Source organism: Streptomyces sp. NPDC008092, from assembly GCF_042957285.1.
GTDB lineage: Bacteria > Actinomycetota > Actinomycetes > Streptomycetales > Streptomycetaceae > Streptomyces.
In genome coordinates, this window is record NZ_JBIBHY010000015.1 from 200,409 (window position 1) to 220,945 (window position 20,537).

A 20,537-nucleotide genomic window follows, 5' to 3' on the forward strand; every position below is an offset into this window, starting at 1 on the left:
CCCACAACGGCCATCGGAGGACATGACGGGGCCAGTTCCGGGCGCGTAACCTCGGACCGGCTGTGCGGCGGACGGCGGGGAAAGGGGGAGCGCACGACGTGGTGATGAACTTCCTCGGCGAGCTGTACACGTCGTTCGTGTGGATCCCCACCGCGATCCTCGTCGCCGCCCTCGTGCTCAGGCTTCCGACCATCCTGCGGCTCTGGCACGACCCGCTGCTGCGCGCGGTCGGCGGGCTGCTGCTGCTCGCCTGCGCCGTGTTCGTGTCCGTGACGCCGTCCACGATCGCCTGGACCAACCGGGTCACGGGCGTTCCCAACATCTCGGCGCCCTGGGTCTACTCGCTGCTGACCGCGTTCAGCGGCTCGGGACTGCTGCTGATCATCGCCTGGCGGGGCGGCCCGGCCGACCGCTCGGCCGCGACCCGGCGCGCCAGGCGCTGGGTGATCTCCGTCTACTCGGGCGTGATCGTGGCGCTGTGGGTGCTGTTCGCCCTCGCGGACGTGCCCGTGGAGCGGCTGCGGGACCTCGACACGTACTACGCCAACACGCCATTCATGCGCGAGGAGATCCTGCTCTACCTGCTCGCCCACACGGTGGCCGTGGCGATCACCTCGTCGCTCGTGTGGAACTGGGTGCGCGCCGACGGCCTCGGCACCCGGCTGCGCTGCGGGCTGACGTTCCTGGCGGTCGGCTACGGCCTGAACCTCGTCTTCGACCTCGCCAAGTTCACCGCCGTGACGGCCCGTTGGACCGGGCACGACCTGGACCGGCTGAGCACGGACGTCGCCCCGCCGGTGGCCTGTCTGTCCGCCATCCTGATCGCCGTCGGCTTCATCCTGCCGCACGCCGGCCAGTACCTGCACGACCGCCGACGGGTGCGGCTCGCCCACCGCGAACTGCGGCCGCTGTACCGGCTGCTGCGGACCGTCGACGGCGACGGCCTCCCCTTCCTGTTCCTGCTCCGGGCCACCCCCGAACTGCGCCTGGTCCGGCGGGAGACGTACATCCGCGACGTGCTGCTCCCGCTCGCCCGGCACCTCGACGACGGACTGCGCACCCGGGCGTACCGCGCGGCACTGCGGCTGGGGTTCCCGCCGGCCCGGGCGAGGGCGCTCGCCGCGGCGGTGGCGATCCTGGATGCCGTGGCCGACGGGGAGCGCCCCGCGCACCGTGACGGTGCGGCGAGCCACCCCGACACGACGGAGCTGCTCCGGGAGATCGGGGCGGTCTCACGGGAGTTGCGCCATCCCGACGTGATCGACGCGGTACGCGTGGCGGCGGGCCCGCCCCGGCCGGAGGAGGCCGGTGCGGCGGAGGCGGCCGGGGCTGCGGAAGCTGCCGGTACGGCGGAGGCGGCCCGTTCGGCGGAGGCGGACCGTTCGGCAGATGTGGTCCGTTCGGCGGAGGCGGCCGGTTCCTTCCTGCCGCGTCGACGGTGAGGTGGCTGAGGCGGCTTATGTCCTGGCATATTGCAGCGGTGCGCACGAAGAAGGAGATGCGCCGGCTCGCCGGCGCCCTCGTCGAGCCCATGCGCGTTCCGGTCCCCGCCGACCCCGAGGCCCTGTTCGACGCGCTGGTCGACTCCGTCTGCCGCTGGCGGGGACGTGAAGTCGTCGTCCGGCGCGAGGTGTTCCCGCCCCACACCGCGAGCGGGCTGTGGCTGGAGGGCGACACGTACGACGTCGTCGTCGTGGACAGACGGGCCGCCGTCTGGCACCAGATCGTGATCTTCTGCCACGAGGTGTGGCACATGCACCAGCGCGACGCCCACCCCTCGCCCGCGCCGGCCGCCGACGGCAGCCCCCGGCCCGTCGCCGCACGCACCGACTTCAGCCTCGCCGACGAGCAGGAGGCCGACCGCTTCGGCATGTTGATGAGCGGGCGGCTGCGCCCCTGGCTGGAGGCCGCTGCGGGCTCCGCCGCCCGGGACGGCACGGCGGCCGGGGACGGCGACCAGGGCCTCGCCGGGCGCATCGGCGCCGCCCTCAACTACCGCGGCACGAGCGGCGGTCCGGGCAGCGGCCCCGGAAACGGTCCGGGAGGCGGATCGGGAAGCGGATCAGGAAGCGGATCAGGAGACGGACCGGGAAGATGAACGGCCTGATCAACTACGTCAGCTGCGCTCTGCTGTGGCTGGGCCTGCTGGTGAAGGCCCCCGACCTGATACGTCACTGGCGCGACCCCTACCTGCGTGTCATCTGCGTGGTGCTGGGCCTGGCCGGCACCTGCTTCTTCCTCGGGGCCCCGCCCACCGTCGGGGCCGTCAACCGGCTCAGCGGCGTCCCGAACCTCGCCGCCCCGCTGACCTACGCGTCGATCACCGCGTACAGCGCCTCCTCCCAGGTCCTGATCGTCTACTGGCGCGGCGGACCGAACGTGCACCGCACGGCCCGCCGCTGGATCACGGGCTACGCCTTGGTCCTCGTCGGCATCGCGGTGATGTTCGCGCTGGGCCACACGCCCGTGGAGCGCCGCACCGACCTGGACACCTACTACGCGACCACCCCGTTCATCGCCGAGATGATCGTGCTGTACCTGGCCGGGCACCTCGCCGCCGTCAGCGTCACCACGGTGTCGTCGCTGCGCTGGGCCCGGCAGGTGCACGGCTGGCTGCGGGCGGGCCTGGTCGTGCTGGGCGTCGGCTCGCTGTGCGGCGCCGGGTACAGCCTGCCCAAGCTCGCCGCCGTGGTCGCGCGCTGGTGCGGCCTCGACTGGTCATGGGTCAGCACGACCGTGTCGCCGGCCGCCGCCGGAGTCAGCGCGCTGCTCACCGTCGTCGGCGTGCTGACCCCGCTGACCGGGCCCCGGCTGACCCAGCGGTGGCGGGCACGGCGGACCTTCGCCCGCCTGGAGCCGCTGGAACGGGAACTGGACGAACTCCTCACCCGGCGCGCGCTGCGGCTGCCCCGGCCGCGCTGGTCCTCCGCCACCACCCGGCTGGTGTGGCGGCAGACGAGCATCCACAACGCGCTCGGCCACCTGGACGCGTTCCTCGACCGGGGCCTGTACGAACGGACGCTGGAGACCGCGGCCCGGACCACGGACGACCAGGAGTGGGCCGAGGCCACCGCGTGGGCGACGGTGATCGCCGCGGCCGTGGTGGAGGAGCGCGACCCGGGCCACCGGCTCGCGCCCGCCGCCGGACCGGACCGGTTCGCGGACCGGACCCCCGCTCCCGCCCTGCTCGTACGGGTGGCCGACGCCGTCGCGCTGTCCCCGCTCGTCGCGGCCGCCCGGCTCCGCACCGGTACGACGGAAGGGAGTTCGCGGGCATGAGTCTCGTGGTGTACCTCGCGGGCGCCGTCTTCGGGCTCTCCTGCCTCGTCCTGCTCCGCAGCCCCCTGACGGCCCCGCGCAACCCGCTGACCGTGTCCACCTGCGCGGCGATCGTCCTGGGCGCCCTGGTCTTCGTCTGCTCGGCCCCGCTGACCCTGTCCGCCGTCAACCGCCTGACGGGGATCACGAACTTCGGCGCCCCCCTCACCTACGGGATGCTCTCGGCGTACAGCTGCTCCCTGCTCGTCCTGCTGATCAACTGGCGGGGCGGACCCCCGGCCCGGATCCGCTGCCTGGTGCTGCGCAGCATGGCCGCCTACGGCGCGCTGATCGTCGCCATCGTCGTGCTGTTCGCGCTGGCCGGCCCGGGCACCGAGCGGCTCACCGACCTCGACACCTACTACGCGAACACGCCGTACATGCGCGAGATGATCGTGCTCTACCTGCTCGGGCACAGCGCGGCCACCCTGGTGATGTGCGCCGTCTGCGTCGCCTGGGGCCGTGAGGTCACCGGCCTGCTCAGGACCGGGCTGCGGCTGATCCTGGCCGGGACGCTGCTGGACGTGGTGGGCTTCCAGCTTGCCAAGTACACCGCGCTCGTGGCCCGTTGGTCCGGTCACGACCTCGACTTCCTGTCCACCGGTGTCGCCCCGCCGATGGCCTCGCTGGGCGCCCTGGCGTGTTCGGTGGGCTTCGTCCTGCCGAGGCTGCTGCCGGCGGCGCGGGCCTGCCGGCGCGACCTCGACGACCTGCGCGGCCTCGGCCCGTTGTGGTCGGAGGTGCGGTTCGCCTCCCTCGCGCCGAAGCCTCCGATCGCCGTCTGGCAGCCGCCCCGGGTACGCCTGCACTGGCGGGAGGTCTCCATCCACGACGGCCTGCTGGCGCTGGCCCCCTACTTCGACGACGGGGTGCGCGAGCGCGCCCGGGACGCCGCCCTGCACGAGGGCCGCTCCGCGCACGAGGCCCGCGTCGCGGCCGAGGCTGCCATGGTGAGCGACGCGGCCCGCCGCGCGGCCGCCCACGAGGAGCCCCGGACCACCCCGAGCACGTACCGGCTCCACGCCACGGAGGTGGCCGGCACGGGCGGGCTGGTCGAGCTGGCGCGGGCGCTCACCCGGTCACGCCGCACCGCCGCGGTGCCGGAGGATACGGTGAGGGCCACCCCGGGGTGAACGCCCTCTGGAACACGGGCATTCGACCCGCCCGTCCGCACCGCAGTCCCCCGACCGCACACCCCTGAACGGACCCAAGGAGCCCCATGCCGCGGAGAGCTGTCGTCATCGGTGCCGGACTGGCCGGCATGCTGGCCGCGGCCGCGCTGTCCGGCCACGTGGACGAAGTGGTCGTACTGGACCGGGACGAGCTGCCCGACGGGCCCGAGCACCGCAGGGGTCTCCCGCAGGGCCGCCACGCCCATCTGCTGATGTCCGGCGGTCTGGCCGCCATGGAGGACCTCGTGCCCGGCGTGAGCATGCGCGAGCGGCTGCTCTCCGCCGGCGCCCACGAGATACCCCTCGGCTCGGGCATGTTGGCGCTGACGCCGGAAGGCTGGATGCGCCGTTGGCAGCAGGACGGCCCCCGGATGATCACCTGCAGCCGGGCGCTGCTGGACTGGGTGGTCCGCACGGAGGTGCTCGCCGCCCACTCCAGGACTGAGATCCGCACGGCACAGGCCCTGTCCCTGACCGGCACCGCGCACCGCGTGACGGGCGTCCGCATCTCCTCGAAGGCCGCGACCGGCGCCGCGGCCGAGGCCTCGACCGGGACCACGGCCACCACATCGGCCACCGCATCGGCCGCCGCCGGGGAGACGGTGCTCGACGCGGACTTCGTGGTCGACGCCAGTGGTCGCGGCTCGCGTGTCGTGCGCTGGCTGGAGGAGTTCGGGGTGACCGGCATCCCCGAACGGACCGTCGACTCCGGCCTCGTCAACGCGACCCGGATCTACCGCAGGCCCGAGGGCGCCGAGCACTTCCCCCTCACGGTGCTGCACGCCGACCCGTACGCGTCGCGGCCGGGCCGCAGCGGCATGGTCCTGCCCATCGAGGGCGACCGCTGGATGGTCAGCCTGGCCGGCACCCGGGGCGGCGAACCGCCGGCCGACCCGGAGGGCTTCCTGGAGTACATCCGCACGCTGCCGGACCCCATCCTCGCCCGCCTCGTCTCCGGCGCCGAACCCCTGACCGGCATCCACACCAGCCACAGCACGCACAACGCCCGCCGCTACCTGGAGAAGGCCCGGACCTGGCCGGAGGGCCTCGTCGTCCTCGGTGACGCCCTGGCCACCTTCAACCCGGCCTACGGGCAGGGCATGTCGGTGGCGGCCCAGGGCGCCCGGACCCTCTCCCGCGAACTGGACCGCTCCGGCCTCACCGCGCCCGGCCTGTCCCGCCGCGTGCAGCGCGGGGTCGCCACCGTCGTGGAGGGCCCCTGGGCCACGGCGGTGGGCCAGGACGTCTGGTACCCCGAGACCCGCGGCGGCACGCCGAACGCGACGGACCGCCTGGTCACCCGCTACTCGCGCCGCCTGCTGAAGGCAGCGACGGGTTCCTACCGGGCGGCGGCGGCCCTGTGGGACGTGAGCAGCCTGGAAACGGGCCCGGCACGGCTGCTGCACCCCACCGCGATCCTGGCCGCGCTCAACGGCCCGCTGCTGCCGCCGCTCGCGGGGCCGCCGCTGACCCCGACGGAACGAAAGGTCCTGGACGAGCTGGACAAGACCGCGAGCTGAGCGGCCCGTCAGGGGCGCTGGGGGTACCCCAGCGCCCCTGACAGGGCGCTGTCGAAAGGTCGGTCAGCCCTGGAAGGCAGGTTGGGCGACGCCCTTGCCCGCGTCCGGGACGACCAGCAGTGAACCCGCCGTCGGGTGCGGGCGGTCGAGGCCCACCCGCGCCGTCGTGACGTACAGGTCGGTGAGGTCGGCGCCGCCGAACGCGCAGGCCGTCGTGAGCGTGGCCGGCAGGTTGATCACCCGGTCCAGCTCGCCGTCAGGCGTGTAGCGGCGCACCGCCGCCCCGCCCCACAGCGCCACCCACACACAGCCGTCCGCGTCGACCGTCAGGCCGTCCGGGAAGCCGGCCTCCTCCTCGATCGTCACCAACGGGCGGCGGCCGACCGGGAGTCCGTCGGCGCAGTCGAAGACGTCCACCCGGCGGGTCGGCGTGTCGACGTAGTAGACGCGGCGGCCGTCCGGGCTCCAGCCGATGCCGTTGCTGACCGTGACGTCCGGCAGCAGCGTCGTCGCCGTGCCGTCGGGCGACACCCGGGAGAGCGTGCCGCCCCCGGTCGCCTCGTCGTAGCGCATCGTGCCGGCCCACAGGGAGCCGTCGGGGGCGACGGCCGCGTCGTTGGCGCGGCGGCCCGGGACCGGCTCGCGGTGCAGCCAGCGGAACGTGTCGTCGGGGTCGAGGAGGCCGACGCCGTCCCGGAGGTTGAGGACCAGGCCGCCGCCCGCGCGCGGTTTGACCGCGCCGACGTGCTGGTCCGTCGTGCGGATCGTGCGGCGCCCGGTGGCCGGGTCGTACGTGTGGATCCGTGATCCGAGGACGTCGATCCATATCAGGCGGCCGGTGGCCGGGTCCCAGGTGGGGCCCTCGCCGAGCGTCGCCTCCGTGGCGACCGCGACCTCGTACGCCGTCGTCACCTTCGTCGCCTTCGTCGCCTTCGTCGTCATGCCACGCTCCGGTGGCCGAGGCGCTCGGAGAGTTCGGCGGCGCCCTTGGCCGCGAGCTGCTCCAGTTCGACGCGGCGCTCGTCGCTCCAGCGGATCATCGGGACGGAGATGGACAGCGCCGCGACGACCTGGCCGGTGCGGTCGCGGACCGGCGCGGCGACGCAGGAGACGTCCGGGTTGGACTCGCGGCTCTCCACGGCGATGCCGCGGGCGCGGATCTCCGTGAGGGCCTCGCGCAGCGCGCCCGGCTCGGTGATGCTGTTCGGGGTCATCGCGACGAGGTCGGCGTCGTCCGGGATGCGCGCGGTCAGCTCCGGCTCCGGCAGCGAGGCCAGCAGCATCTTGCCGACCGAGGTGCAGTGGGCGGGCAGCCGGCGGCCGGCGGCGGAGACCATGCGGACCGCGTGCGTGGAGTCGACCTTGGCGATGTAGATGACGTCGGTGCCTTCGAGGATCGCCACGTGGACGGTCTCGTCGCAGGTCTCGGCGACGGACCGGGCGACCTGCTGGCCCTCGGCGGCGAGGTCGAGCTGCTCGGCGTACCGGCTGCCGAGCTGGTACGGACGGACACCGAGCCGGTAACGTCCGGGCTGTCCGGGTACGGGCACGATGTACGACCGGGCGGAGAGCGTGGTCACCAGCTCGTGCACGGTGGTCCGCGGCAGCTGGAGTCTGCGCACTATGTCGGGGGCGGAGAGAGTCCCGTCCCCGTCCAGGAAGAGCTCAAGAATGTCGAGAGCCCGGGTCACGGCAGGCACGAGGCGTCCCACGTCCGGCCCCCTCCCTTGGGTCTAGGCGCCGGATATCGGTGCGGCGCGCGTCTCAGCAGCGGAGCCGTTCGAGATATCAACAGGCGATCGGCATGACGAACACAGGCTAACCATCGGGGATTCCGTGGGCAATGGCCGGGAACCAGCCGAGTACCGGCACATGCACGATGGGTGCATGCAACTGGACTTCCAGCTGGTGCTGCTGCGCCGCATGGCCGACCACAACCCGGACCTGGTGGAGGACGCCCGGCGCACGCTGGGCGCCTCGATCGCGGACATGCGGGAGGCCAACAAGCGCTGGCAGGCGATGGCCCGCTCGCCCCGGTCCCGCTCGGCGGCGGCCCGCTACCGCTCCGTCCTCGGACCGCCCGAACGGGAGACCAAGCGCACCGTCGGCGACCTGGAGTGCGCGGCCTGGCAGTGGCCGCTCCCGCTGTGGCCGACCCTGTGCTTCGAGGTCATGGTCGGCCCCGGCGGCGCGGTCTGGAACGAGTGGCTGGTCCGCGCCCCCGGCGCCCCCGCCCCGAGACTGGAGAGCTACGACGACCTCACCCCCTGGTCCTGCACGGTCGACGAGGCCGCCCGCGCCTTCGCCCCGGCCCGCCCCCTGGAGGGCACGGCCCCGACCCGCTGGGGGCTCACCTTCCAGGTGCCCGACGGCCGTCAGGTGGTCGCCGAGTTCACCTGGGGCCTGCTGCAGCGCACCGCGGTCATCGACGAGCCGCGCCGATGATCGCCTCCGCCACCCCGGCCACCGATCCCGGGTGCAGGAACAGGAAGAGGTTCGGCTCGACCAGCTCCAGCTCCATCACCTGCGGCCGCCCGTCCGCGCCGTCGACCAGGTCCACCCGGGCGTACAGCAGCTCCGGCGCGTCCGGTACGGCGGCCAACGCGCGCTCCGCCACGGCGAGTTCGGCCGGAGTCGGGGTCCAGACCGCCAGGTCCGGGTGGGCGACCTTGTCCGCGTCGTACGCCGTGCCCGGCGTGAGCACGGCCCGCTTGCGGCTGGCGTGCAGCAGCCGCCCGCCGAAGAACTGCAGCGCCCGCTCGCCGCTGACGTCGATCCCGGAGACGTAGGGCTGGACCATCGCGGTCAGCCCCTCCTCGTGCATCCGGGCCAGGTGCCGTACGGCCGTCCCGTGCTCGCCCGGCGTGTAGCGGGCGGCGAACCGGGCGCCGGCGCCGTAGGTGGGCTTGACGACGAAGTCGCGGTCGGCGGGCAGTCCGGCGGTCGGGTCGCCGGGGGCCAGGTACCGGGTCGGCACCACCGGCACACCGGCCGCCGCGAGGTCGCCGAGATACCGCTTGTCGGTGTTCCAGCGCACGACCTCGGCCGGGTTCGCGATCCGGGTCGCCTTCCCCACCCGCTCCACCCACGGCAGGAACTCGTCCGTCCGCCAGGCGTAGTCCCAGGTCGAACGGATGACGACCAGGTCGTGCCCGCCCCACTCGGCCTCGGGGTCGTCCCACGGCCGGGCGACGGCTTCCGCCCCCGCGGCGGTCAGCGCCTCCAGCAGCACCGGCAGGTCCCGGTCCTTGCTCGGTTCCGTGCCGGGGTCGTAGGTGGCGAGGGCTATGCGGGGCACGGCGGGGCTCCCTTGGCTGTCGGCGTCGGCGTTCCGTCCTCCGGCAGGCTAACCCGGGAACACTGTTGACCTTCCCCCTCGGTGAAGCCCCAGCATCGGTGGCGGACGTCGGGGAACGCGAGGTCCGACCGGTACGGAGACGGCATGGCGACGGCATGGGAGCGGCATGGAGGCGGCATGGAGTTGCTGACCATCGGAGCCTTCGCGAAGGCCTGCCGGCTGTCGCCGAAGGCGTTGCGGCTGTACGACGAGCTGGATCTGCTGAAGCCCGCCCGGGTCGACCCGGAGACCGGCTACCGGTACTACGCGAGCGCACAGCTGGAACGCGCCCGGCTGGTGGCCTGGCTGCGGCGGCTCGGCATGCCGCTGGCGCGGATCCGCGAGGTGTGCGCGCTGCCGGCCGACCGGGCCGCCCGGGAGATACGGGCGTACTGGGCCCGCGTGGAGGCGGACACCGCCGTACGGCGGGACCTGGCCGTGTTCCTCGTCGACCACCTGTCCGGAGAATCGAGAAGGGATACGACGAACATGCTGGAACTGCGTTATGCCGCCCACTCGGACCGGGGGCACGTCCGGCCGTCCAACCAGGACACCGCGTACGCGGGGCGCCGGCTGCTGGCCGTCGCCGACGGGTGCGGGCCGGCCGGGGCGTCGGCCAGTGCCGCCGCCGTGGCGGCGCTCAAGCCCCTGGAGGACACGGAGCTTTCGGCGGGGAACGTGCTGAACCTCCTGGAGGACGCGGTGCGTTCGGCGGCCGAGGCCGTACAGGGGGTGGCGGAGGGCAGTGCGGACGTGGGTACGACACTCACCGCGCTGCTGTGGACCGGGTCCCGGCTGGCCCTCGTGCACATCGGGGACTCGCGGGCGTATCTGCTGCGGGACGGGGAGCTGTTCCGGATCACCCACGACCACAGTGTGGTGCAGGCGCTGATCGACGAGGGCCGGCTGACGCCGGAGGAGGCCGGCAGTCATCCGCAGCGGATGCTGCTGGCGAAGGCCCTGGGAGGCGCCGCCGACACCCCGGACCTGAAACTGCACGAGGCGCGGGCAGGCGACCGCTACCTGGTCTGCTCGGACGGGCTGACCCGGGAGGTCTCCGACGAGCGGATCCGGGAGCTGCTGGGCGGGGGCGAGCCGGAGGACGCGGTACGGGTGCTCGCCGAGGCGGCCAATGCGGCGGGCGGGGCCGACAACGTGAGCGCGGTGGTGGCCGACGTCGTGTCACCCACCGGCCCACCCGGATCAGCCGGATCAGCCGGATCAGCCGGATCAGCCGGATCAGCCGGATAGGAGGCTCGGCCGGATCAGCCGGACAGGAGGCTCGGCACGAGCGGGCTCCGCCCGGCCCGGTAGAAAGTGCGCCATGACACTCGACGGCACCGACGCCTACACCGGCCTCGCCGGTCTTCCTCCCCTCGTCCGGCGTGCCCTCGACGCCGCCCGGTCCCGGTCGTTCCCCTACTCGTGCCGGCCCGAGCAGGGGCGGCTGCTCCAGCTGCTGGCCGGCGGGGTCGGCGGGCCCGGCGGGCGGATCGGGGAGACCGGGACCGGGATGGGGGTGGGGCTCGCATGGCTCGCGTCGGGGGCCCGGGACGGTGTGCGGCTCGTCAGTGTGGAGCGGGAGCCGGAGCGGGCCCGGGCGGCCGCCGGGGTGTTCCACGACCGGCCGGAGACCGCCGTGGTCCACGGGGAGTGGCAGGACATCGCGGCGTACGGGCCCTTCGATCTGCTCGTGCTCGACGGGGGCGGGCAGGGGAAGGTGCCCGGGGACCCGGCGGCCGACGTCGAGCGGCTGCTGGTGCCCGGCGGCACCGTCGTCGTCGACGACTTCACCCCGTCCGGCCGGTGGCCGCCCCGGTTCGGCGGGGACGTCGACCGGGCGCGGCTGCACTGGCTGGAGCATCCCGCGCTGCGGGCGGTGGAGGTGCGGCTCGCGCCCGATCTGTGTGCGGTCGTCGGGACCCGGCGGCTGTGACGGCCCGGCGGTGTGATCAAGGTCGTGGTGCGGAGCGCGAGTGGGGTGCCCCCGGAGGGTGGCGGCTGGTGTAGGAAGAGGCTGTCGAGGTTCCGACCGGTGAGGAGTCGTCGCGTGTCGTTTCTGTTTCCGGCGCTGGTGAACGGTCCGGGCGAGCGCAGCGAGATGGGGGTCCCCCCGGACGGGGGCCGCGGGAGGGTCGCCCTGCGGTTCGGGGCACGGTCGTTGACGTACGGGCAGCTCGCCGCCGCGGCCGGCGCCCTCGCCGGCCGGGTCGGGGAGGCCGAGCGGGTCGCGGTGTGGGCGACGCCGGAGCTGGAGACGGCGGTGGCCGTCGTCGGCACCCTGCTCGCCGGGCGGGCGGCCGTGCCGCTCAACCCCAGGTCCGGCGGGAAGGAACTCGCGCACATCCTCGCCGACAGCGCGCCGTCCGCCGTCCTGGCCGCGCCCGGCGCCGAACTCCCCGCCGCGCTCGCCGGGTTGGAGCGGATCGACGTGGACGCGGCGGCCGTGGGGCCGCTGCCCGAGGACCGCACCGCCGAGTCCGACCCCGCCCTCGTCGTCTACACCTCCGGCACCACGGGCCCGCCCAAGGGCGCCGTCATCCCGCGCCGGGCGCTCGCCGCCACCCTGGACGCGCTCGCCGACGCCTGGCAGTGGACCGGGGAGGACGTCCTCGTCCACGGCCTGCCGCTGTTCCATGTGCACGGCCTCGTGCTGGGGATCCTCGGGCCGCTGCGGCGCGGCGGATCGGTCCGGCACCTCGGGCGGTTCGACACCGACGGGGTCGCGCGCGAGCTGAACGACGGGGCGACCATGCTCTTCGGCGTCCCGACCATGTACCACCGCATCGCCGAGGCCCTGCCCGGCGACCCCGGGCTGGCGAAGGCGCTCGGCCGGGCCCGGCTGCTGGTCTCCGGCTCGGCCGCGCTGCCCGTCCACGACCACGAGCGGATCGCGGCGGCGACCGGGCGGCGGGTCGTCGAGCGGTACGGCATGACGGAGACCCTGATGAACACCAGCGTCAGGGCCGACGGCGAGGCCCGGGCGGGGACCGTGGGGGTGCCGCTGCCGGGGGTGGAGCTGCGGCTGGTGGAGGAGGACGGGACGGCGATCGCGGCGTACGACGGGGAGACCGTCGGCGAGATCCAGGTGCGCGGCCCGAACCTGTTCACCGAGTACCTCAACCGGCCCGACGCGACCGCCGCCGCCTTCACCGCCGACGGCTGGTTCCGCACCGGGGACATGGCGGTGCGGGAGCCGGACGGCTATGTGCGGATCGTCGGGCGCAAGGCCACCGACCTGATCAAGAGCGGGGGTTACAAGATCGGGGCCGGGGAGATCGAGAACGCGCTGCTGGAGCATCCGGGGGTGCGGGAGGCCGCGGTCACCGGGGAGCCGGACGCGGACCTTGGCGAGCGGATCGTCGCCTGGATCGTGCCGGCCGACCCGCAGGCGCCGCCGTCCGCGAAGGAGCTGGCGGACCACGTCGCCGGGCGGCTCGCCCCGCACAAGCGGCCGCGTGTCGTCCACTACCTGGAGGCCCTCCCCCGCAACGACATGGGGAAGATCATGAAGCGGTCCCTCGGTGTCTGAGCCGGCGCCCGGATCGACGCCCGCGCGGCTCTCGGCCCGCCGGGTCCTCGGCCTCGTCGCCGACCCCGGCACCTTCGCCGAACTCCCGCACCCGGCGCGGCGGTCGCCGCCCGACGGCCCGCTCGGCTGGCAGGGGTACGACGCCGCGCGCGCCCGCGCCGCCGAGCGCACCGGCGAGGAGGAGTCCGTGGTCGTCGGCACCGCGCGGGTCGAGGGCACGGCCGCCGTGCTGGTCGCCTTCGAGTTCGGCTTCCTCGGCGGCTCGCTGGGCGAGCGGACCGGGGACCGGCTGGAGGCGGCCTACGTCCACGCCCGCGCCCACCGGCTCCCGGTCGTGCCGCTGGTCGCCACCGGCGGCAGCCGGATGCAGGAGGGCATGCTCGCCCTGTCCCAGCTGCAGCGCGTGGCCCGCCAGTCGGCGCTCACCCGGGAGGCGGGGCTGCCGCAGGTCGCGGTCCTGCGCGACCCGACGACCGGCGGCGGCTGGGCCACCCTGGGCGCCGGCGCCGACGTGGTCCTGGCGCTGCCCGGTGCCCAGGTGGGCTTCGCCGGCTCCCGGGTCCGGCCGCCGGACGCCGACCCGGCCGCGTACACGGCCGAGGCGCAGTTCGCGGCGGGGGCGGCCGACGCCGTGGTGCCCCTGGCGGAGCTGAAGGCCTCGCTCGGGCTGTGGCTGCGGCTGCTGACCGCGCCCGCCCCGACACCCGCCGACCCGCCGCTCGCCCTCGGCGGCAGCGCGCTGCCCGCCACCGGCTGGGAGGCCGTCACCCGCGCCCGCGCCCCGCACCGCCCGCGGGCCGAGGCCTACCTGGACGCGTACTTCACCCGCCGGGTCGCCCTCGTCGGCGACCGGTGCGGCGGCGCGGACCCGGGCGGGATGCTCTGCGGCTTCGGCGAGCGGGACGGCCGTTCGGTCGCCTTCGCGGCGCAGACCGGGACGGCGACCAGGCCCGCCGGGTACCGCACCGCCGCCCGCCTGATACGGCTCGCGGACCGGCTGGGGATCCCCGTGCTGACCCTCGTCGACACCCCGGGCGCCGCCAACGACGCCGAGGCCGAGCGGCAGGGCGCGGGCGCCGCGATCGCGGAGCTGTTCGGCGAGGTCGCGGCGGCCCGGACGCCGATCACCACCCTCGTCATCGGGGAGGGCGGCTCGGGCGGCGCGCTCGCCCTGGCCGCGCCGGGCGACACGTGGGCCACCCCGGACAGCTACTTCTCCGTCATCGCCCCGGAACTGGCGGCGGCGATCCTGAAACGCCCCCCGGAGGAGACCGAGACCACCGCCGGCCAGCTGCGCATCCGGCCCCAGGACCTGGTGGAGCTGGGGGTGGTGCGGGGCATCGTGGGCCACTGCCCGGACGGCCTCGCGGCACCCGCACCGCCGGACTGACCTGCCGGGCCGCCGACCGACCTCCCGGGCGGCCGATCGGGCGCGAAACCCCCCATTCAGCCGCGCCCCGCCCGGCCCCTCCCCGCAGGCGCGCCGCTCCGATCCCCCGGAGGATGCGAAGCAGGCCGCCGACCGGCGGTGTCACCCCACACGGCCCGCGCACCGGGAGGATCTGCCGTGACCGTCAGTCTGGAGCAGTTGCGCCGCTGCCATTTCGCCGTCGATCTGGGGGCCTCCCGCACCCGGGTGTACGTGAAGGGCATGGGCCTGGTCGTCGACCAGCCTTCCGTCGCCGCGATGAACACGCGCACCGGCGCCCTGATCGCGGTCGGCGAGTTCGCGGAGAAGATGACGGGCCGTACCCCCGACTACATCCGCGTCGTGCGGCCCGTCTCCGGCGGGACCATCGTCGACATCGAGATCGCCCAGCGCATGCTGCGCCAGCTGCTCGGCGACAAGATCCGCCGGTCGCTGCGCCGCAAGCCCCGGCTGCGGGCGGCGGCCTGCACCCTGCACGACGCCGACCCGCTGGCCCAGCGGGCGACCATCGAGACGCTGGTGGGGCTGGGGGCGCGACGGGTGGAGCTGGTCGACACGCTGATCGCCGCGGCGGTGGGGTGCGGGCTGCCGGTCGAGCGGCCGGAAGCGAGCATGATCCTCGTCTGCGGGGCCGCCGCGACGCAGGTCGCCGTGCTCTCCCTCGGGTCGATCGTGTGCGCCGAGCGGATGCCCGTCGGCGGGGAGGCCGTCGACCAAGCGATCGTGCAGCACCTGCGGCACGAGCACGCGCTGATGCTGCCGAACCAGTCGGTGCGGCCCCTGCAGCTGGCCCTGGACGGCAACGGCCTCACCCCGTACGGCCCGGCCTCCACCGAGATCCACGGGCGGGACGTGGCCACCGGGCTGGCCCGAAGCGTGCGGGTCGACACCGCGGCCGTCCGGGACGCCATCCAGACGCCCCTCATGTCCGTCCTGGACGGGATCGGCAAGGTGCTCCGCGACTGCCCGCCCGACCTGGTCGCCGATCTCGCCGACCGGGGCATCATGATGGTCGGCGGCTCGGCGCTGCTGCCCGGCTTCGACCAGTTGCTGCGGGAGGCCACCGGCATGCCGGTGCACATCGCGGAGCGGCCGGACGTGTGCGCCGTCCAGGGCATCGGGGCGATGCTGGAGGGCCGGATCGAGCCGCTGGTGCTGGACCCGCTGGCCGCCTGAACACAGGGAACACCCCGCTCCCCGCGCCCGGGCACCGACGTGAACCGACGCGCCCCCTGCGCACCTTGGCGCCCCTCGATTAGGGTGGACTCACCGATGGTGACGGAAGGGGACGCTCCGTGACAGTCAATATCGCCGACCGCCCGGCCAAAGCGGCAGCGGTCCCCAGTCTCACGGTCACCCGTATCGGCGTGACCGGACACCGTGCGATCCCGCCGTCCGTCCTGCCCTTCGTGCGCTCCGCGCTGCAGCGGCAGCTCAGCCGTACCGACGTGGCACTGGAGGCGCTCAGCTGCCTCGCGGCCGGCACGGACCAGCTGTTCGCGGACCTCGCCCTGGCGCAGGGCGTCCCGGTGACGGCCGTGATCCCGGGCATGGACTACGAGGCCCACCTGGGCGACGACGCGGCGCGGGCGTCGTACCGCAGGATCCTGCAGCGCTGCGCCCACCGGGTCGAGCTCCCGGTCCAGCCCACCCACGAGCAGGCGTACTTCGCGGCGGGCCAGTGGATCGCGGAGCGCTCCGACGAGCTGGTCGCCGTGTGGGACGGCCGTCCGGCACGCGGTCTGGGCGGCACCGGTGACGTGGTGGCCTACGCGCGGCGCATCGGGGTGCCGGTGACCGTGCTGTGGCCGGACGGGGCGCTGCGCGACTGACGGGGCGCGGCGGACCCGGCTCAGGTGCCGAAGCGCACCAGCCACTCCGTGTGCGCCGGGGACATCAGGCGCTCCGCCTCCTCCACCGCCTCGGCCCAGCCCGCCTCCGTCACCGTCGTGGTCATGGCGATCCGGGTGGTCTCCAGATCCTGTTCGATGAGGGAGTGGGCCTGCGTCAGCGGACCGTGCCGGCGGACCTCCTGCCAGGCGACACCGGCCGCGGCGGCCGCGCTGAGCAGCCCGGCCAGGTCGGCGCCGCCGAGCATGCCGACGGTCCGCAGCAGGGCGGCCGCGAGGGCGCACAGGGTCAGCGCCGCGGTGACGGAGGACCAGCGGGCGGCGGCGCGGTGCGCGCGGACGGCCCGGTTCTTGTACCAGACCGCCTGCTCCAGGAGCCGGTCGCGCAGGTACAGGTCCCGGCGGGCCGCGTAGGACTTGGCCCGCTCCGCGCGCATCCGCGGCGTTATCTGCCCCTTCCCCCGTTCCGCGGGGTCACGGGAGTCCTCCCAGCCGCATTTGCGCAGCTCGCGCAGGCGTTGCTCAAGCCGCTCGGCGAACACCGCGTCCGGATCGGCGACTTGGGAGTGGAGGGCGCCGCCGTGCACCATGTACTCCCAGGCCAGCGACTTGAGCAGCTCGGCGGCCGCCCGGTGCGCCTGCCAGTGGGCGCGGGACCGGCGCCGCGAGGTGCTCAGACCGAGGGCTATCGTCAGCCCGTAGAGCACGGCGGCGAGCACCGTCATGACGTGGCCCGACGCCTGCTCGGTCAGGACGGCGGCCGTGGTGGCCAGCAGAAGCAGGATCAGATGCGTACGCACCGCCCGGAACGAGTCGCTCTGGTGGCGTAGCGCCCACTGGTCGCTCATCCGGAACAGTGGCGGCAGGTCCTGTTCGCCCAGTGTGGTGCCCGGTACAGGAGTGGTAGCGGCCCCCATTTGAACGCCCCCCGAATTCGCCGCGCGCTCTCGAAGACTTGCGCGCCCCCCGACAAGATGGCCTAAGAACACAATGAGTGGGGAAAGCAGCCCCGTGCACAAGAGGGCCGCCGGGCATTCCTGGTGTAGGTTCCGCACCATCGGGACCGGACTCGGTTCCATGCACGCGAACGGGAGCCATGAGAATCATGAACCCCAGCAACACGCCCAAGAGGCACGCCGTTCAGCCCGCAGAACCGGTCGCACCGCGCAAACCGCTGACGGCCATCGACCCGTTCGGGGTCGCCGCGGCGAACGCCGCACGCCGCGTGATCGACTTCGGCGTCCGCCGTCCGGCCACGGTGACGTTCGACTCGGCGATCTGACCTGAAGGACGACACGGGAACGTTCGCACGGACGTGGGTGCGCCCGCCGGGCAGGCGTGCCGCCCGCGCCCGCGTCCGTGCGTCGATGGGCATCAATGCGCCCACCGGTAAAGTGTTTTGGGGCGCCTCGGGCGCGGGGAGTCTGACAAACTCCCTCCGGTGACGAGCCAGTCGCCCGAAGACCCGCCTCTGAGACAGCTGGTCCTCAAGATCCACAGCAGGTGTGATCTGCTCTGTGACCACTGTTACGTGTATCAGCACGCCGACCGGAGCTGGCGGAACCGCCCGACCTTCATCCGCCCGGAGACCGTGCGCGCCGTCGCCGCCCGGCTGGCCGAGCACGTCGGATCCCGGGCCGTCGAGTCCGTCTCAGTGATCCTGCACGGCGGCGAGCCGCTGCTGGTCGGGCCGGCCCGGCTGCGGGACATCTGCGCGGAACTCACCCGCACCCTCTCCCCGTTGACCGCGCTCGACCTGCGCATGCACACCAACGCGGTCACCCTGAACCGGCGGCACCTGGACGTCTGCCGGGAGTTCGGGGTCCGGGTCGGTGTGTCGCTCGACGGCGACCGTGCGGCCAACGACCGGCACCGGCTCGACCGCAGGGGCCGCAGCAGCCACGACCGCGTGGTCCGCGGCATCCGGCTGCTCCAGGAACCCGAGTACCGCGACCTGTTCAGCGGAGTGCTGTGCACGGTGGACGTGGCGAACGACCCGGTCGCCGTGCACGACGCCCTCACCGAACTGGCCCCGCCGCGGATCGACTACCTGCTCCCGCACTCCACCTGGGACCGCCCGCCGCCCAACCCGGCCGGGACGACCACACCGTATGCCGACTGGCTGCTCGCGGTCTTCGACCGCTGGGAGCAGCAGGGCCGCCCGATGCCGGTGCGGACCTTCGACTCGGTGCTGAGCACGCTGCACGGCGGGCCGCCCCTGACCGAGTCGCTGGGGCTGGCGCCCAGCGACCTCGCCGTGATCGAGACGGACGGCACCTTCGAGCAGGCCGACTGGCTGAAGACCGCCTACGCCGGCGCCCCGGAGACGGGTTACGACGTCTTCCGGCACGGTTTCGCGGAGTTCGCCGCGCACCCCGGTGTGCAGGCCCGGCAGCAGGGTGTCGACGGACTCAGCGACACCTGCCGCAGCTGCCCGGTGGTGCGGTCCTGCGGCGGCGGCCTGTACGGGCACCGGTACCGCTCGGGGAACGGCTTCGACAACCCCAGTGTCTTCTGCGGCGACCTGCGCTCCCTGGTCGAGGGGATCGCCGACCGGGTGACCGACCGCACGTTCTCACCCGCGGTCCTGGGGTCGGCGCATCTCTCCTGGGCCCAGCTGGAGCTGGACCGGGTGCTGCTGCGCCGGGCCCAGGAGCAGCCGGCGGCCGAGCCGGACTGGGCGGACGCCTGGCGGCTGCTGCTCGCCCTGGACGCCGGCCCCGGCACCGCCCCGGGGCTGGACGAGGTCCTCGCGCATCCCTACGTGCGCACGAGCCTCCAGCGCTCCCTGCGCGGCCCCGCCGACACGGCCCGGTTCATGGCGCTGGCCATCGCGGCGGCCCTGCGGGCAGGGTCACCGGCCACGCTCTCCTGGGACCAGCCCGGCACCCGGCTGCACCTGCCCACCTGGGGCACCTACCGCCTGGACGCCCCCGGCCGCGTCGAGGTCACCGTGGCACCGGACGCCTTCCGGGTACGCGAGGACCGCGGGTCCGGTGGGAGCTGGGTGCGCCCCGGCGAGGTGTCCGTCTCCGCGCGCTGGCGCCCCGTCGGCCGGCTGCCGGTCCGGGACGGCCCGCTGATCGACGACGCCGACCCCTACCGCGACTGCTATCCCTTCCCCGTGGCTTCACCGCAGGAGTGCGGCGGGTTCGCCGAACGGATGGCCCGGGCCTACGAGTTGGCGGCCGGGCAAGCACCGGACCGGTACGCCGACCCGGACGCGTTCCGGCCCACCGTCCTCACCCCGCTGGCGGCGGGCAGCGGTCTGGTGCTGGGCGGCCACGGCTTCGGGGCGCTGGGCGTGGCGGTCGACGTGACCCCCGAGGAGTTCGCCCGGGAACTCCCGCGCATCGGCCGCCGGGCCCGCCGCACCGCGTTGCGCGAGACGGCCGACCTGCACCGGCCGGGCAGCCCGGCCGGCGCCCTGCTGGACCGGGCGGACGAAGAGCTGGGACGGCGGGCCCGGGAGGAGGCGGCACGCGCGCTCACCGCCCTCACCCTGCTGCCGGAGTCCGAACTGACGCCGACCGGGGCCGTGTTGGTGGCCCGCATGTGGTCACAGTGGACGAGTACGGGCGAGGGGTCATGAGCGAATCGACGGAACTGGGACGCGTACTGGGCTCGTTGGGTGTCCGGCGGGGCGGGGTGCTGATGGTGCACGCCTCGCTGAGCGGCAGCGGGGCCGGCCCGGAACTCGTCCGGGACGAACTGCTGGCCGCGCTCGGTCCCGAGGGCACCCTGATCGTGCCCGCGTTCACGCCGGAGAACTCCGACACCTCCCGGGCCCACCGGGAGGCCGTCGCGGGCCTGAGCGAAGCCGAGGCGGCCGCGTACCGCGGGGCGATGCCGCCGTTCGAACCGGACACCACCGGGTGCCCGACGATGGGGGCGCTCGCCGAGTGCGTGCGGTCGACGCCCGGCGCGGTGCGCAGCACGCATCCGCAGACCTCCTTCGCCGGACTCGGGCCCGCGGCAGGGAGGTTGCTGCGCCGGCACCCGATGCGCAGCCACCTGGGCCGGCTCTCCCCGATGGCGAGGCTGTACGCCGCCGGCGCCCAGATCCTGCTGCTGCGGGTCGGGTTCGAGGTGTGCAGCGCGTTCCACTACGCCGAGTACCTGATGCGGCCGAGGCCGCCCCGGCGCACGTACCGGTGCGTGGTGAACGCGCAGGGGAACTGGGTCTCGTACCGGGACCTCTCCCTGGACGACAGCGACTTCGGGGAGATCGGCTCGCGGCTGCCGCGCGAACTGCTCGCCGAGGCCGAGTGGGGGGCGAAGCCCGTCGTGCTGTGCGCCATGCGGGACCTGGTCGCGCACGCGAAGATCCAGATGTCCGGATATCGCCGACCTTTGACCTGAAAGCAGCCAACTCCGGG

At 74.3% G+C, this 20,537-nt stretch carries 18 protein-coding genes and 1 pseudogene; 15 read left to right on the forward strand and 4 right to left on the reverse strand.

Annotated features, from left to right (window positions below; translation table 11 throughout):
• Positions 1-104 precede the first annotated feature (104 nt).
• From ACFZB3_RS39095 to ACFZB3_RS39115, 5 genes and pseudogenes are all read left to right on the forward strand, one after another.
• Positions 105-1,442 (forward strand): MAB_1171c family putative transporter, encoded by a 1,338-nt coding sequence (locus tag ACFZB3_RS39095; protein ID WP_391385559.1) that lies wholly within the window; start codon positions 105-107, stop codon positions 1,440-1,442.
• Positions 1,443-1,498: 56 nt separating this feature from the next.
• A pseudogene (locus ACFZB3_RS39100) lies at positions 1,499-2,005 on the forward strand (toxin); the annotation flags it as partial.
• A gap of 89 nt (positions 2,006-2,094) precedes the next feature.
• Complete coding sequence (locus ACFZB3_RS39105; RefSeq protein ID WP_391385196.1) at positions 2,095-3,279, forward strand: MAB_1171c family putative transporter; 1,185 nt, start codon at positions 2,095-2,097, stop codon at positions 3,277-3,279.
• Positions 3,276-4,451 carry an MAB_1171c family putative transporter gene (locus ACFZB3_RS39110; RefSeq protein ID WP_391385199.1) on the forward strand — a complete coding sequence of 392 codons (1,176 nt, stop codon included), beginning with the start codon at positions 3,276-3,278 and terminating at the stop codon, positions 4,449-4,451. Before ACFZB3_RS39105 ends, ACFZB3_RS39110 begins: the two co-directional genes overlap by 4 nt.
• Positions 4,452-4,537: 86 nt before the next feature.
• The gene (locus tag ACFZB3_RS39115) at positions 4,538-6,010 is read left to right on the forward strand and encodes an FAD-dependent monooxygenase (RefSeq protein WP_391385202.1); all 1,473 of its coding nucleotides are present in this window, start codon (positions 4,538-4,540) and stop codon (positions 6,008-6,010) included.
• Positions 6,011-6,073: 63 nt separating this feature from the next.
• Here the strand turns inward: ACFZB3_RS39115 and ACFZB3_RS39120 are convergent, their stop codons facing one another.
• Complete coding sequence (locus ACFZB3_RS39120) at positions 6,074-6,952, reverse strand: SMP-30/gluconolactonase/LRE family protein (RefSeq protein WP_391385205.1); 879 nt, start codon at positions 6,950-6,952, stop codon at positions 6,074-6,076.
• Positions 6,949-7,722 carry an IclR family transcriptional regulator C-terminal domain-containing protein gene (locus ACFZB3_RS39125; RefSeq protein ID WP_391385208.1) on the reverse strand — a complete coding sequence of 258 codons (774 nt, stop codon included), beginning with the start codon at positions 7,720-7,722 and terminating at the stop codon, positions 6,949-6,951. Before ACFZB3_RS39125 ends, ACFZB3_RS39120 begins: the two co-directional genes overlap by 4 nt.
• Positions 7,723-7,897: 175 nt before the next feature.
• Here ACFZB3_RS39125 and ACFZB3_RS39130 point away from each other — a divergent pair, with 175 nt between their 5' ends.
• The gene (locus ACFZB3_RS39130; protein ID WP_391385211.1) at positions 7,898-8,455 is read left to right on the forward strand and encodes a hypothetical protein; all 558 of its coding nucleotides are present in this window, start codon (positions 7,898-7,900) and stop codon (positions 8,453-8,455) included.
• Here the strand turns inward: ACFZB3_RS39130 and ACFZB3_RS39135 are convergent.
• On the reverse strand, positions 8,433-9,308 hold the full coding sequence (locus ACFZB3_RS39135) for a RimK family alpha-L-glutamate ligase (protein WP_391385213.1): 876 nt from the start codon (positions 9,306-9,308) through the stop codon (positions 8,433-8,435). The genes ACFZB3_RS39130 and ACFZB3_RS39135 overlap by 23 nt on opposite strands.
• A 177-nt stretch (positions 9,309-9,485) precedes the next feature.
• On the opposite strand from ACFZB3_RS39135, the gene ACFZB3_RS39140 reads away from it, so the two are divergent.
• The 6 genes from ACFZB3_RS39140 to ACFZB3_RS39165 all read left to right on the forward strand — a co-directional run bounded on the left by ACFZB3_RS39140 (position 9,486) and on the right by ACFZB3_RS39165 (position 16,140).
• The gene (locus ACFZB3_RS39140; protein WP_391385216.1) at positions 9,486-10,598 is read left to right on the forward strand and encodes a MerR family transcriptional regulator; all 1,113 of its coding nucleotides are present in this window, start codon (positions 9,486-9,488) and stop codon (positions 10,596-10,598) included.
• A 73-nt stretch (positions 10,599-10,671) separates the two neighbouring features.
• Complete coding sequence (locus tag ACFZB3_RS39145; RefSeq protein WP_391385219.1) at positions 10,672-11,283, forward strand: class I SAM-dependent methyltransferase; 612 nt, start codon at positions 10,672-10,674, stop codon at positions 11,281-11,283.
• Between the two features lie 114 nt (positions 11,284-11,397).
• Positions 11,398-12,879, forward strand: coding sequence for an AMP-binding protein (locus ACFZB3_RS39150; RefSeq protein WP_391385222.1), 1,482 nt, complete (start codon positions 11,398-11,400; stop codon positions 12,877-12,879).
• Positions 12,872-14,269: a carboxyl transferase domain-containing protein gene (locus ACFZB3_RS39155; protein ID WP_391385225.1), complete on the forward strand. Its 1,398-nt coding sequence runs from the start codon at positions 12,872-12,874 to the stop codon at positions 14,267-14,269. Before ACFZB3_RS39150 ends, ACFZB3_RS39155 begins: the two co-directional genes overlap by 8 nt.
• 177 nt (positions 14,270-14,446) lie before the next feature.
• Positions 14,447-15,484: a rod shape-determining protein gene (locus ACFZB3_RS39160; protein ID WP_391385229.1), complete on the forward strand. Its 1,038-nt coding sequence runs from the start codon at positions 14,447-14,449 to the stop codon at positions 15,482-15,484.
• A gap of 119 nt (positions 15,485-15,603) precedes the next feature.
• Positions 15,604-16,140, forward strand: coding sequence for a hypothetical protein (locus ACFZB3_RS39165; protein WP_391385232.1), 537 nt, complete (start codon positions 15,604-15,606; stop codon positions 16,138-16,140).
• A gap of 20 nt (positions 16,141-16,160) precedes the next feature.
• Here the strand turns inward: ACFZB3_RS39165 and ACFZB3_RS39170 are convergent, their stop codons facing one another.
• Positions 16,161-17,075 carry a DUF4231 domain-containing protein gene (locus tag ACFZB3_RS39170; protein ID WP_391385235.1) on the reverse strand — a complete coding sequence of 305 codons (915 nt, stop codon included), beginning with the start codon at positions 17,073-17,075 and terminating at the stop codon, positions 16,161-16,163.
• Positions 17,076-17,263: 188 nt separating this feature from the next.
• On the opposite strand from ACFZB3_RS39170, the gene ACFZB3_RS39175 reads away from it, so the two are divergent.
• The 3 genes from ACFZB3_RS39175 to ACFZB3_RS39185 all read left to right on the forward strand — a co-directional run bounded on the left by ACFZB3_RS39175 (position 17,264) and on the right by ACFZB3_RS39185 (position 20,520).
• Positions 17,264-17,440, forward strand: coding sequence for a hypothetical protein (locus ACFZB3_RS39175; RefSeq protein WP_391385238.1), 177 nt, complete (start codon positions 17,264-17,266; stop codon positions 17,438-17,440).
• Positions 17,441-17,599: 159 nt separating this feature from the next.
• Entirely contained in the window at positions 17,600-19,750 is a 2,151-nt protein-coding gene (gene fxsBH, locus ACFZB3_RS39180; protein WP_391385241.1) for a radical SAM/SPASM protein FxsBH, inactivated beta-hydroxylase extension form, read from the forward strand.
• A complete protein-coding gene (locus ACFZB3_RS39185; protein ID WP_391385244.1) occupies positions 19,747-20,520 on the forward strand; it encodes an AAC(3) family N-acetyltransferase in 774 nt (257 codons plus the stop codon). Before fxsBH ends, ACFZB3_RS39185 begins: the two co-directional genes overlap by 4 nt.
• Positions 20,521-20,537 lie beyond the last annotated feature (17 nt).

Excerpts from the sequence above, each read along its gene's own strand:
- ACFZB3_RS39095 (WP_391385559.1), top strand. The coding sequence starts at position 105 with ATGAACTTCCTCGGCGAGCTGTACACGTCGTTCGTGTGGATCCCCACC.
- ACFZB3_RS39105 (WP_391385196.1), top strand. The coding sequence starts at position 2,095 with ATGAACGGCCTGATCAACTACGTCAGCTGCGCTCTGCTGTGGCTGGGC.
- ACFZB3_RS39120 (WP_391385205.1), bottom strand. The coding sequence starts at position 6,952 with ATGACGACGAAGGCGACGAAGGCGACGAAGGTGACGACGGCGTACGAG.
- ACFZB3_RS39115 (WP_391385202.1), top strand. The coding sequence starts at position 4,538 with ATGCCGCGGAGAGCTGTCGTCATCGGTGCCGGACTGGCCGGCATGCTG.
- ACFZB3_RS39110 (WP_391385199.1), top strand. The coding sequence starts at position 3,276 with ATGAGTCTCGTGGTGTACCTCGCGGGCGCCGTCTTCGGGCTCTCCTGC.
- ACFZB3_RS39170 (WP_391385235.1), bottom strand. The coding sequence starts at position 17,075 with ATGGGGGCCGCTACCACTCCTGTACCGGGCACCACACTGGGCGAACAG.
- ACFZB3_RS39145 (WP_391385219.1), top strand. The coding sequence starts at position 10,672 with ATGACACTCGACGGCACCGACGCCTACACCGGCCTCGCCGGTCTTCCT.
- ACFZB3_RS39140 (WP_391385216.1), top strand. The coding sequence starts at position 9,486 with ATGGAGTTGCTGACCATCGGAGCCTTCGCGAAGGCCTGCCGGCTGTCG.
- ACFZB3_RS39175 (WP_391385238.1), top strand. The coding sequence starts at position 17,264 with ATGAACCCCAGCAACACGCCCAAGAGGCACGCCGTTCAGCCCGCAGAA.
- ACFZB3_RS39130 (WP_391385211.1), top strand. The coding sequence starts at position 7,898 with ATGCAACTGGACTTCCAGCTGGTGCTGCTGCGCCGCATGGCCGACCAC.
- ACFZB3_RS39185 (WP_391385244.1), top strand. The coding sequence starts at position 19,747 with ATGAGCGAATCGACGGAACTGGGACGCGTACTGGGCTCGTTGGGTGTC.